Annotated in this window: 10 protein-coding genes and 2 pseudogenes; 5 read left to right on the top strand and 7 right to left on the bottom strand. The window is 64.6% G+C overall.

Annotated features, from left to right (window positions below):
- Nucleotides 1-87: 87 nt before the first annotated feature.
- Entirely contained in the window at nucleotides 88-567 is a 480-nt protein-coding gene (locus P5703_RS04140; protein ID WP_011914241.1) for a YajQ family cyclic di-GMP-binding protein, read from the bottom strand.
- 150 nt (nucleotides 568-717) lie between these two features.
- Here P5703_RS04140 and P5703_RS04135 point away from each other — a divergent pair, with 150 nt between their 5' ends.
- From P5703_RS04135 to P5703_RS04115, 5 genes are read left to right on the top strand one after another with little or no spacing between them, the layout of a single operon-like run.
- Entirely contained in the window at nucleotides 718-1,683 is a 966-nt protein-coding gene (locus P5703_RS04135; RefSeq protein ID WP_279645098.1) for a response regulator, read from the top strand.
- 4 nt (nucleotides 1,684-1,687) lie between these two features.
- Nucleotides 1,688-2,599, top strand: coding sequence for a putative 2-dehydropantoate 2-reductase (locus P5703_RS04130; RefSeq protein WP_279645097.1), 912 nt, complete (start codon nucleotides 1,688-1,690; stop codon nucleotides 2,597-2,599).
- Nucleotides 2,600-2,645: 46 nt separating this feature from the next.
- Nucleotides 2,646-4,661, top strand: a complete 2,016-nt coding sequence (locus tag P5703_RS04125; RefSeq protein ID WP_013983740.1) for a sensor histidine kinase — start codon at nucleotides 2,646-2,648, stop codon at nucleotides 4,659-4,661.
- A 13-nt stretch (nucleotides 4,662-4,674) separates the two neighbouring features.
- Nucleotides 4,675-5,265 (top strand): cob(I)yrinic acid a,c-diamide adenosyltransferase, encoded by a 591-nt coding sequence (locus tag P5703_RS04120; RefSeq protein ID WP_125852667.1) that lies wholly within the window; start codon nucleotides 4,675-4,677, stop codon nucleotides 5,263-5,265.
- A complete protein-coding gene (locus P5703_RS04115; protein WP_285585612.1) occupies nucleotides 5,258-6,286 on the top strand; it encodes an ion transporter in 1,029 nt (342 codons plus the stop codon). The genes P5703_RS04120 and P5703_RS04115 overlap by 8 nt, the downstream gene beginning before the upstream one ends.
- A gap of 5 nt (nucleotides 6,287-6,291) precedes the next feature.
- Here P5703_RS04115 and P5703_RS04110 read toward each other — a convergent pair whose 3' ends face one another.
- From P5703_RS04110 to P5703_RS04085, 6 genes and pseudogenes are all read right to left on the bottom strand, one after another.
- Nucleotides 6,292-7,104: an alpha/beta hydrolase family protein gene (locus tag P5703_RS04110; RefSeq protein ID WP_014597484.1), complete on the bottom strand. Its 813-nt coding sequence runs from the start codon at nucleotides 7,102-7,104 to the stop codon at nucleotides 6,292-6,294.
- A pseudogene (locus tag P5703_RS04105) lies at nucleotides 7,091-8,219 on the bottom strand (DUF3182 family protein). Before P5703_RS04105 ends, P5703_RS04110 begins: the two are co-directional and overlap by 14 nt.
- Nucleotides 8,220-8,445: 226 nt before the next feature.
- A complete protein-coding gene (ahpF, locus tag P5703_RS04100; RefSeq protein ID WP_283269936.1) occupies nucleotides 8,446-10,008 on the bottom strand; it encodes an alkyl hydroperoxide reductase subunit F in 1,563 nt (520 codons plus the stop codon).
- Between the two features lie 120 nt (nucleotides 10,009-10,128).
- A complete protein-coding gene (gene ahpC / locus P5703_RS04095) occupies nucleotides 10,129-10,692 on the bottom strand; it encodes an alkyl hydroperoxide reductase subunit C (protein ID WP_003284760.1) in 564 nt (187 codons plus the stop codon).
- 183 nt (nucleotides 10,693-10,875) lie between these two features.
- A pseudogene (locus P5703_RS04090) lies at nucleotides 10,876-11,821 on the bottom strand (Nudix family hydrolase).
- A complete protein-coding gene (locus P5703_RS04085) occupies nucleotides 11,818-12,450 on the bottom strand; it encodes a glutathione S-transferase family protein (protein ID WP_218651012.1) in 633 nt (210 codons plus the stop codon). The pseudogene P5703_RS04090 and the gene P5703_RS04085 overlap by 4 nt, the downstream one beginning before the upstream one ends.
- Between the last annotated feature and the right edge of the window lie 95 nt (nucleotides 12,451-12,545).

The following is a 12,545-nucleotide window of genomic DNA, read 5'->3' as shown; positions in this document are numbered from 1 at the left end:
AGATACTCCTTCGAAGGATCGGTGTCCGCGCAGCCGGGACACCGAGGAAAGCGGGGGGTTGATGCGTGCGCCGAAGCGCGGCGGGAATCAGTCGCGGAAGTTGTTGAACTGCAGCGGCATGCCGAACTCGTGGCCACGCAGCAGAGCGATGGCCTCCTGCAGATCGTCGCGCTTCTTGCCGGTCACGCGGACCTGTTCACCCTGAATCGCTGCCTGCACCTTGAGCTTGGCATCCTTGATATGGGCGACGATCTTTTTCGCCAGCTCCTTGTCGATCCCCTCGCGCAGCACCGCTTCCTGTTTCATGGTCTTGCCGGAAGCGTAGGCATCCTTGACTTCGAGGCACTGGATATCGATCTTGCGTTTGACCAGGCTCAACTTGAGGATCTCGAGCATCTGCTCCAATTGGAACTCGGCTTCTGCCGTCAGCTGCACGGTCAGGTCCTTCTGCTCGAAGCTGCCTTTGCCGCGCAGGTCGTAACGTCGATCCAGTTCCTTGATCGCGTTGTCGATCGCGTTGGTGACTTCGTGCTTGTCCAGTTCGGACACCACGTCGAACGAGGGCATGGGATTCCTCCACTATGTTGCGCGACGGGCCGCATGAGCCGAGCGCGCGTGTCTTGACGGTTAAGAAAGCGCGGTCATTATAGCGATTCGACGTGTCAGCGCCCGCCCCCGGAGTGACAGGACGTCCCCCTCCAACTCATTGAGCTCGCCATGCCCAACCCCCAGCTGAGCATCCTCGTCGTCGACGATGCCAAATTCTCCAGCGTCATGATCGGTCGCGCGCTGAGCAAAGCCGGCTATCAGGACGTACGCTTCGCCAGCAGCGCTGCCGATGCCCTCGCGCAGCACGCCCAGCGTCCCGCCCACGTTCTGCTGGCGGACTGGCTGATGCCGGAAATGGACGGCCTGGAGCTCACCGGCCAGATTCGTCAGCGCGACGCCAGCAGCGGTCACTACAGCTACATCATCCTGCTCACCGGACGCGAGAGCGAAAATGCCCTCGGCGAGGCCTTCGATCACGACGTCGACGACTTCATCAGCAAGTCGACAATGAACGAGCAGCTGCTGCCGCGCATCTACGCAGCCGACCGCCTGTGCGCCTCCCTGCAGCGCCTGAAGCAGGAAAATCACCAACTGGCGGAAAACGTCGCCAGCCTTGAACAGCAGAGCCTGTTGGACCCGCTGACCGGACTGGGCAATGCCCGCTATCTGCACCAGCAGTTGGCCGCCAGCCTGCGTCAGGTGGAAAGCCGCGGCACGGCACTGTGCTACCTGCAGATCGGCCTGCCCGACGCCGGAGTGCTGAACGAACGTTACGGCGAAGCCGGTTATGCCGAGATCCTGCGTGCCATCGCCGGGCGTTTGCAGCAGCTGGTCCGGCCGCTGGATGTGGTGTGCCGGATCGACGAAAAGCAGTTCGGGCTGCTGGCGCTGATCGACGATCTTAAAGGCTGCTCGCCGAGCAGCTTCAAGCGCCTGCACGAAGGGCTAAACCTGCGGGCGCTGAAGACCAGCGAAGGCTTCGTCTCGATCAAGGCCGGCATCAGCCTGGTCAGCCTCGACGCCGAAGCGCTGCCGGTGACGCCCCAGGCCATCATCGAACGTGCGGCAACCCTGCTGCCCAGCGCTTACAGCACCGGGCGTATCGTTCCGCTGCGCCTGAAGCAGCCGGCCTGAGGCGATGACCTGGCACGTTCTCGGCGCAGGCGCGCTCGGCAGCCTCTGGGCTACCCGCCTGGCCAGAGCGGGGCTGCCGGTACGTATCATCCTGCGTTCGGCCGAACGCCTCGCCGATTACCGGCAGGCCGGCGGCCTCACCCTCGAGGAGGCAGGCCAGACCAGCCAGCAGGCGATCACGGCGGAACTGCCGGACGCCCCCATGCCTATCCAACGCCTGCTGGTCGCCTGCAAGGCTTACGATGCGGAGCCCGCCATCGCGCAGCTGGAAGCCCGCCTGGCGCCCGGTTGCGAGATCCTCCTGCTGCAGAACGGCCTGGGCAGCCAGCAGGCCATCGCCGAGCGGTGGCCGTTGGTACGCTGCATCTTCGTCTCCAGCACCGAAGGCGCCTACCGGGACGGACCGACGCGCGTCGTGTTCGCCGGCCGCGGACAGAACTGGCTGGGCGACCCCGATGGCGGCTGCGCCCCCGGATGTTTGGGTGAACTCGACAAGGCCGGCATCCCCAATGCCTGGAGCGACGACATCCTCGGCCGACTGTGGCGCAAGCTCGCGCTGAACTGCGCGATCAATCCCCTCACCGTCCTCCACGACTGCCGCAATGGCGAGTTGCGCCAGCACCGCGCTCAGCTCGCCGCGCTCTGCAACGAACTCTCGCGGCTGCTCGCTGCCTGCGGCCAGCACGCGGCAGCCGAGGAGCTGGAAAGCGACGTGTGGCGAGTAGTCGAAGCGACCGCCGCCAACTACTCATCGATGCACCAGGATGTCCGGCTCGGCCGCCGCACCGAAATCGCCTACCTGCTTGGCCATGCCTGCACAACCGCCGATGCGCTGGGCGTCGCCGTTCCGAGGCTGCACGATCTGCATGACCGTCTGCGGGAGTACCTCGGCCTGCGCGGATTGCCCACGGACTGAGCGACGGCTACCCTGCTGAAACCCTCCGCCAAGCCGTGCCCGTTCCATGAAGCTGCGTCAGCGCCTCGAAAATCTCCCGGTCGGCCGCAAGCTGCTGCTCGCCCTGCTCGTCCTGCTCGCCGCCGTGCTGCTGGTATCCAACCTCACCTTCATCAGTGCCGCCTACTGGATCTCGCGGCAGAGCGTCGCTCCGCAAGCCATGCACACGCTTGGCGAACTTTTCACCACCGAGGAGCTGAGCAGCCGCGCCCTGTCCTCGCCCGAGGCAGCCAGCGAGTTGCTCAGGCGCCTGGACGGCTATGCTCCGCTGCGCGCAGCAGTGATCTACGACCGCGACGGCAACAGCCTTGCGCAGCTGCAGCAGGGTGAGCGGCTGCGGCTGCCGGAGCGGATCGACAAGGTCGCCGACTGGCGTGCTGGCGAAATCCGCGCCAACCTGCTGGTCAGGCTACCGCAAGCGGACGGCAGCGCCGGGCATCTGCTGATGGTGGCCAGCAGCGAACTGCCAGGCGCGTTCTACACCGGCACGCTGACGGCGAGCCTGGCCATCCTGGTAGCCAGTCTGCTGCTCTGGATTCTGGTGGCGCGTCAGATCCGCCAGCTCATTACCCGGCCGATTCGCGATCTGGAGGCGCTGTCGCGCCAGGTCACCCGCGAGGAGGACTATTCCCTGCGCGCCAAGCCCGGCAACCAGGACGAGATCGGTCGCCTCGCCGATGCCTTCAACACCATGCTGTCGCGCATGGAAGCCCGTGAGCAGCAGCTCAAGCGCGCCCGTGACGACGCCCAGGAAGCCTTCGACCATGCCCAGGGTCTGGCCGAGGAAACGCGCCACTCCAACCGTAAACTGGAGCTGGAAGTGCAGGTGCGCAGCAAGATCGAACAGAAGCTCACCGGCTTCCAGAAATACCTCAATAGCATCATCGACTCGATGCCCTCGGCGCTGATCGCCCTCGACGAGCAGCTCTACGTCACCCAATGGAATCAGGAAGCCAGCGCCCTTTCCGGCACGCCGCTGGACGATGCGCTGAATCAGCCGGTATTCGTCGCCTTCGAGCCGCTCAAGCCCTTCCTCACGCAGATCCGCCGCAGCTCCGAGCAGCATGTGGTGGAAAAGATCGAAAAAGTGACCTGGCTGCGCAACGACGAGCCACACCACTACGCGCTCACCTGCTATCCACTGACCGGCGGCGGCGGTCGTGGCGTGGTGATCCGCATCGACGACATCACCCAGCGCATCAACATGGAAGAAATGATGGTGCAGTCGGAGAAGATGCTTTCGGTGGGCAGCCTGGCGGCCGGCATGGCTCACGAGATCAACAACCCCCTCGGCGCCATCCTGCACAACGCCCAGAACATACGTCGCCGGCTCTCCGCCGAGCTCGAGCGCAATCGCGAGGCGGCCGAGGAAACCGGGGTGCGCCTGGAGGCAGTCAACCAGTACCTGCAGCGCCGCGAGGTGCCGCAGCTGCTCGATGGTATCCAGCAGGCCGGCTCGAGGGCCGCGAAGATCGTCAGCCACATGCTCAGTTTCAGTCGCATGAGCAACCGCCAACTGGCCGACTGCCATTTGCCGGTGCTGATCGACCAGGCCCTGGAGATCGCCGGAAACGACTTCGCCCTGATGGAAGGCTTCGATTTCAAGGCCATCGATATCGTCCGTGACTTCGACCCGCGCGTGGATCGGGTGCCCTGCATCGGCAACGAGCTGGAGCAGGTGCTGCTCAATCTGCTGAAGAACGCGGCCCAGGCCATCCATGCGCACCACAGCGGTGAGCCCGGGCAGATCATTCTGCGTACCCGGCTGAACCCGCCCTGGGCGGAAATTCAGGTGGAGGACAACGGCGGCGGCATCCCCGAGAACGTGCGCAAGCGCATCTTCGAACCTTTCTTCACCACCAAGGAAGTCGGCCAGGGAACCGGACTGGGCCTTTCCGTTTCGTATTTCATCATCACCAACAATCACCAGGGTCAGATGGAGGTGCAGTGCCAACCCGGCCACGGCACCACCTTCACCCTGCGACTGCCGCTAAGCTCGCCAGTCGAGCCGACTGCGACCTGAACAAGGAAAAACCATGGGCAATCGACTATCCAAGATCTACACCCGCACCGGCGACAGCGGCGAAACCGGCCTGGGCGACGGCCGTCGGGTCGCCAAGGATCACCCCCGCATCGAGGCCATGGGCGAGGTCGATACGCTCAACAGCCAGCTCGGCCTGCTGCTTGCCGAGCTGGCCGATGCGCAGGTGCAGTGGCCGGCGCTCGATGAGCTGATCAGCGTGTTCGGCCCGTGCCAACACCGCCTATTCGATCTTGGCGGCGAGCTGGCGATGCCCGACTACCAGGCGCTGCAGGAAAGCGAGATCGAGCGCCTGGAGCAGGCCATCGACCGTTGGAACCAGGAGCTGGGCCCGCTCAAGGAGTTCATCCTGCCGGGCGGTTCGCGACTCATCGCCCTCGCCCACCTGTGCCGCAGCGTGACGCGCACTGCCGAGCGCCGCTGCCAGCAGCTCAATGCCAGCGAAACCGTGCGCCCGGTGCTGCTGGCCTATCTGAACCGGCTGTCCGATGCGCTGTTCGTCGCCGCCCGCCTGATTGCGCGGCGCCAGGGGTGTGGCGAGATCCTCTGGCAACCCGCCGCCGCGGCAGCCGGCGCGGATGACTGAGCACCGCGTGGATCAACAGGCGCGACGGCGCGACGGGCTGCATGCCGCCTGGGAAGCCTTCATCGTCCTGCTGGTCTGCGTGAACCTGGCGCTGATCCTGTTCGATAGCCTGTTCGCGCTGCAGCCGGTCAACACGGCGCTTGCCAGCCTGGTGCCGCAGCTCCACGAGCGTTATCAGCAAAGCATCCATGCCAACTTCCAGTACATCGATCTGGCCTTCGTCGCGGTCTTCCTTCTCGACGTGCTGCTCGGCTGGACGGTCGCGCTGTTCGAGCGCCGTTATGCGCGCTGGTACTACTACCCGTTCGCTCACTGGTATGACGTGCTCGGCTGCATTCCGCTGGTGGGGTTCCGCTGGCTGCGGGTACTGCGGGTTGGCAGCCTGCTCATTCGCCTGCAGCGCCTCGGCCTGATCGACATGCGCCGGTGGGCCGTCTATGGGCTGTTCAGCCGTTATTACTACCTGCTGATCGAAGAGCTTTCCGACCGGGTGATGGTGCGCCTGTTCGGCCGTCTGCAGCAGGAGATCGGCGCCAGTGATGACCTCTCGCGGCGTCTTCTGCAGGAGGTGGTCCGACCGCGCAAGCAGCGCGTGCTCAACGACCTGTCGCGGCGCCTGCGGGACATGCTGGAGACCGGTTACCGGGACAATCGCGGCGCCATCGAAGGCTATGTCAGCCAGCTGATCCACCAGGCGCTGCAGGACAACCCGGAGATGCACAGCCTCAGAAGGCTGCCGCTCGGCAATCGACTGGCCGCGACGCTCGACGACGCGCTCAGCGATATCGCCGCACGCCTCCTGCAGGGCGCCGTCGAAGGCATGCGCGGGCCGCAGTTCCAGGCCCTGGCGGCCAATCTCGCCGACGAGTTCTTCGATGCCTGGGTCTATCAGGACGAACACACCGACCTGGCCCTGGAAGAACTGTTGGTCGATGTCATCGAAGTACTCAAGCAGCAGGTGCTCGACCGACGCTGGAGTCGTTTCGTCGGACCGACGCCACCCGCTACGCCGCCCGATTGATCGGATCAGCTCGACTGCGCTGCGCCGCGCCCGGGCTCCTCGCCCTCATCCACGCCCCGAAAGCCGGCTGCCGACTTTTCGTCGAGACGCGCACCGATGACCATTTCCGTCGCCCAGTTGACCAGGATCGATGTGTAGGCCTCCTGGCAGCGCTCGTTGCTCAGCGCATGGTCGGCGCCATCGATGATCCGATGGGTCAGTGAATGAGTGGAATGAAAGGCGGCGCGATAGCTCATGATGGTTTCGTGAGGCACGAAGGTATCGTGCTCGGACTCGACGATCAGCACGTCGCCGCGGAATGCCGCGCAGGCCGCCAGTGCACGGTTTTCCTCGGGCCGCACGCGGCGGCTGCGCAGCTGGTTGAGTACCTCGCGGTCCAGCTGGCGCTTGGGCACCTGCCATTCCTCGTCGCGGTACAGCGCAGGCACGCGCAGCGCCAGCCACTTCACTGGGCGCAAGGAGGTGAGGATTGCTGCCAGGTAACCGCCATAGCTGGTACCCACCACAGCGATCGCCGAAGGGTCGATATGCGGGTGCTGGGCGAGCAGGTCGTAAGCGGCCAGCAGATCGTCGAGGTTCTGCTCGCGGGTCACGGTTTCCTGCTGTGCCCGGGTCTGCGCATGGCCTCGCAGGTCGAACGACAGGCAGACGCAACCGAGCCCGGCGATGCCCCGCGCGCGCGTCAGATCGCGCTGCTGACTACCGCCCCAGCCATGCACGAACAGTACGCCGGGCATCTTTTCCGGCGGTGACAGAAAGGTCCCGGCGATGTGCTCGTCGCCCACCAGGATGTTCACCATCTCGCTATGCGTCGCCATAGTCCTCCACCATTACGCATTTGGTGATGAAGCCCACTTCGGCGTCCTCGTCCCGATACAGCACCTGGGCACCGGCCGGCACCTGCTGTTGTTCACCATAGAGTTCGATCGAAGACGCCTTTACCGCACGCACCGCACTGCCCCGCCTGAATGCTTCGAGCGCGGCGATCTCGGCGCTGCTGGCACCGCCGATGCGCCAGGATTGCTCGAGTACGCCGGAACGTGGTTGGCCACGCCCGTCGATGCCCTGGGCGATGTCGTAATTGCGCCGCGAGGCGAAAAAGTGCCGGTAGCAGCTCGAAGCTGCCTCGTCGTAGACCTGTGCCTGGCTGACTGCCAGGCGCGTGGTTTCCGGAAGGTCCAGTGCCAGCAGCGCCTCGAAATCACCATCGACGACCACGAGATCCGAGCCGCCATAGACCTCGTTGCCGGCATTGTCGCGGGTCAGTCGCTGGGTACCGTAGTAACTGGCCAGACGCCCGCCGACACGTACCTGACCAACGCTGAAGCGTGGTGACGCGCTCCAGATGAGCTTCGAGCACGACGCCGTACTGACCCAGCTCCTTCTCGTCGAGGGCGAACAACGCCTGGTCGAGGGCATCGCTGTCGTCAACGCGCAGCTGGCCGCGCCCGCCCGTCGCGCGGACCGGTTTGATCCGCACCGCCCCCTCATGCAACAGCCGTCGCCCCGCGTCCCTGGCATCCTCCAGGCTGAACGCGCTGTAGCCGGCCAGCACGCTGCCTTTGACCTGGGTACCGAAATCGCGCGACCAGCCGACCGGCGCCACGGCGTCCGGACGCACCAGCGGATGGGTGATGGCCTTGGTCTCGACGAAGGGCTGTGGCACGACGCCGCCGAACAGGTCGCCCTCTTCGTTCAGCCCCAGCTCGTGGGCCTCATGCAGACCGACAACGGTTCCCGACGGCACCAGGTAAGGATGGGCGTCGTAGCGGCGAGTCGGATCGTATTCGCCGCCGTAACTCAGGCCCAGCAACACGGCCAGGCGTTCGGCCAATGCGGCGTGGACAATCTTCTCGTGCTGGGGCTCGCGCGGGCGATTGGGATAGGTCAGCACGACCCTGCGAGCCCCCTGCAGCGTTTGCGCATTCATCATCTTCGTGGACAGCTCCATGGACTGCTCGACATGCACGCCAGTGGCAAAGCCGTGGCGTTCGCTTCCACCTGAGCGGTAGCACGGTGTACCGGAGTAGACCGCAGCCAGCACGCAATGATCCTCAGCCGGGACGGGCACTCGCCCTGTCCCCTGTCACCCACGAAGAATCGCCCACGAAAAAGGGGAGCAACCTCTCGGTTGCTCCCCTTTTGTTCGCCGATCCCGATCAGGCCGGCGCGGAGCTGCGGATCAGGTGATCGAAGGCGCTCAGCGAGGCCTTGGCGCCCTCGCCGACGGCGATCACGATCTGCTTGTACGGTACTGTGGTCACGTCACCGGCGGCGAACACGCCGGGGATGCTGGTCTGGCCCTTGGCATCGACGATGATTTCGCCGAAGCGCGACAGTTCCAGGGTGCCCTTGAGCCATTCGCTGTTGGGCAGCAGGCCGATCTGCACGAAGATGCCTTCCAGCTCGACTTCGTGCATCTCGTCGTTGTTGCGGTCCTTGTAGACCAGGCCGGTGACCTTCTGGCCGTCGCCCTTGACCTCGGTGGTCTGTGCCATCTTCAGCACGCGGACGTTGGGCAGGCTGTTGAGCTTGCGCTGCAGCACGGCGTCGGCACGCAGCTCCTCGCCGAACTCGAGCAGGGTCACATGAGCGACGATGCCGGCCAGGTCGATGGCCGCTTCCACGCCGGAGTTGCCGCCGCCGATCACCGCCACGCGCTTGCCCTTGAACAGCGGGCCGTCGCAGTGCGGGCAGTAGGCGACGCCACGGCCGCGGTATTCCTGCTCGCCCGGCACGTTCATTTCGCGCCAGCGCGCGCCGGTGGCGAGGATCAGGGTCTTGGCCTTGAGCTCGCCGCCATTCTCGAACTGCACGCGGTGCAGGCCTTCGTCGCCGGCCGGGATCAACTGACTGGCGCGCTGCAGGTTCATGATGTCGACCTCGTACTCGCGCACGTGCTCTTCCAGCGCGCGGGCCAGTTTCGGGCCTTCGGTTTCCTTCACCGAGATGAAGTTTTCGATGGCCATGGTGTCGAGCACCTGCCCGCCGAAGCGCTCGGCTGCGACACCGGTGCGGATGCCCTTGCGCGCGGCGTAGATCGCCGCTGCGGCGCCGGCCGGGCCGCCGCCGACCACCAGCACGTCGAAGGTGTCCTTGGCCTTGAGCTTCTCGGCATCACGGGCGCTGGAACCGGTGTCGAGCTTGGCGAGGATCTCTTCTTCGCTCATGCGGCCCTGGGTGAACAACTCGCCGTTGAGGTAGATGCTCGGCACCGACATGATCTGGCGCGCTTCGACCTCGTCCTGGAACAGCGCGCCGTCGATGGCCACGTGCTGGATGTTCGGGTTGAGCACGGCCATCAGGTTCAACGCCTGGACCACGTCCGGGCAGTTCTGGCAGGACAGCGAAAAGTAGGTTTCGAAGCGGTAGTCGCCGTCGAGGGCCTTGATCTGCTCAATGACTTCCGGTGCGGTCTTCGACGGGTGGCCGCCGACCTGCAGCAGAGCCAGCACCAGCGAGGTGAACTCGTGGCCCATGGGGATGCCGGCGAAACGCAGGCTGATGTTGCCGCCGATGCGGTTGAGCGAGAACGACGGCTTGCGCGCATCGTCGCCGTCGGTCTTCAAGGTGATCTTGTCGCTGAGGCCGGCGATGTCCTGCAGCAGGCTCAGCAGCTCCTGGGATTTCTCGCCGTCATCGAGGGACGCGACGATCTCGAAGGGCTGGGTGACCTTCTCCAGGTAGGCTTTCAACTGGGTCTTGAGATTGGTGTCCAACATGAGCAGCGGTACCCCGTACGGAATTCAGGAAATAAAACGCCCGGACGGTTCGCGTCCAGGCGTTGGGTTGCCAGAGGGCTTTGACCAGCCCCCCAGCACGCAGGGCAGATAGGCGAAGCCTTAGATCTTGCCGACCAGGTCCAGCGACGGAGCCAGGGTCTTCTCGCCTTCTTTCCACTTGGCCGGGCAGACTTCGCCCGGGTGAGCGGCGGTGTACTGAGCGGCTTTCAGCTTGCGCAGGGTCTCGGACACGTCACGAGCGATCTCGTTGGAGTGGATCTCGACGGTCTTGATCACGCCTTCCGGGTTGATCAGGAAGGTGCCGCGCAGCGCCAGACCTTCTTCTTCGATGTGCACACCGAAAGCGCGGGTCAGCTGGTGAGTCGGGTCACCGATCAGCGGGAACTGCGCCTTGCCAACGGCAGGGGAAGTTTCGTGCCAGACCTTGTGCGAGAAGTGGGTATCGGTGGTGACGATGTACACCTCGGTACCGGCCTTCTGGAACTCGGCGTAGCTGTTGGCAGCGTCTTCGATCTCGGTCGGGCAGTTGAAGGTGAAGGCAGCCGGCATGAAGATCAGCACGGACCACTTGCCCTTCAGGGACTCTTCGGTGACTTCGATGAACTTGCCATTGTGGAAGGCATTGACTTTAAACGGCTGAACCTGAGTGTTGATCAACGACATGCTAACTCCTCGGGGTTTTGGAAAAGGAATTCAAAAACTTTGACGGCGCCTACGATAGCGCACCCGACAGCATACTGTTAATTGATTAAGGTAATAGCCTTCATTGCTTTTCACTATCAATGAAACATTTCAGTTGCAGTCTTTCAGGCGGCATCGGCAGTGACCCGCGATTGGCTCCGCGGTTCAATCCGGCCAGAACGCGCGGATGGCCGCAATGCCTTGCGCGCCTATCTGCCGAGCCCGTCCCATATCGCCTACCTGTAGCCCACCGAGCAGGAAAACCGGCCGGTCGAAGCCTGACAGCAAGTCCGCTGCCCGCTGCCCGCTGCCAGCCCAGAGTAGGCGCGCCGGGATGAGTCGCCGTGCTCTGCACGGGCGACAAGGTGACGAAATCTACCTCCAATGCCGCTGCCAGTGCCAGCTCTTCTGCCCCATGACAGGACGCTGCCAGCCATCGCTGCGCTTGCACTGGCCGCCCGCTTCCGGCCCGCCGCAGCTGTTCGGCAGTGAGGTGCCAACCCGCGCCGGGAAAGTCCTCGACCCACTCCAGTGGGCCCTTGAGCATCAGTTGGGCACGTCCCGCGCACAGGGCCAGCACACGCTCGGCAAGCGCCCGATAGTCCGCAGGCGGGAGGGACGGCGCACGCAACTGGATGAGCCGAATGCCTGCATCCAGCGCCCGCGCAATTCCTTCGAGCAAACGCGGCATGGCAAGGCCGTCTGGGGTGATCAGATAATGCTGCGGGAGACGGGCTGCGGTCACGATCGGCTGATTGGCGGCGGGAAAACTGTAGTCGACAAGCTCCTCCGGGGCGACCCAGGCCAGCGGCTGACCCTCGGCACCGTGCGGCTCGCCGGCGAACGCCAGCACTTCCCAGACATCCAGCAGGACCTGCTTGTCCGGATAGTCGTGGCGTACCTGTATCAACGGTTGGGCCTGGGTCACCTCGATGCCCAACTCCTCCTGCAGCTCACGGGCCAGCGCCGATTCCACGCCTTCACCGTCCTCGACCTTGCCGCCCGGAAATTCCCACAGACCGCCCTGATGCTTGTCGAGTGGGCGTTTGGCGATCAACACGCTCGATTCCGGCCCGCGGATGACGGCCGCAGCAACATGGATACGCTTCACTTCATCACTTCCTGCACGGCTCGTTCGCGCCAGCGCTGAAAGGCTGGCCATTGGTGGATCGTCTCGACATAAGCCGTCGCGATGGGTGGCAGCTCAACCCGATAGCTACGCAGGCGCGACGCCACCGGCGCGTAGAAGGCATCGGCGACGCCTGGCTGACCGAACAGGTAGGCTCCGCCCTGGCCAAAGCGCCCGCGGCAGTCGGCCCAGATCGCACAGATCCGATCGATGTCCTCCTGCACCGCTTCAGGCAACTGCGCCAGCGCCTGATCACGCGCCATATCCATCGGCAGGTGGCTGCGCAGCGCCTGAAAGCCGCTGTGCATCTCGGCACAGATGCTGCGCGCCAGCGCTCGCGCATAACGCTCTTGTGGCCAAAGCTGCGCCTTGGGCGCAACCTCGGCAAGGTACTCGGCAATGGCCAGCGAGTCCCATACCGGGCCCTCATCGGTCAGCAGCACCGGCACCTTGCCGGTTGGCGAGTAGCTGAGCAGGCGCGCCCGACTCTCGGGTCGATAGAGCGCTACGGGGATATCCGAAAACGGCTGGCCGGACAGATCCAGCACCAGGGCAGCCCGCAGCGACCAGGACGAGTAGTTGCGGTCGCCAATAACCAGTTGCAAAGCCATGATCGATGCGCCTCACGTCGACAGAGGAAGTCAGCGGACGTTAAAGCTCAACGCGTGGAGAAGGCAATTCCCGCTGCACATGGGCCCATGCGCAA

The organism is Stutzerimonas sp. FeSN7, from assembly GCF_030263795.1.
Classification (GTDB): Bacteria; Pseudomonadota; Gammaproteobacteria; order Pseudomonadales; family Pseudomonadaceae; genus Stutzerimonas; species Stutzerimonas stutzeri.
Note: the sequence above shows the minus strand (reverse complement) of the source record. Positions and strands in the feature narration are given on the sequence as shown.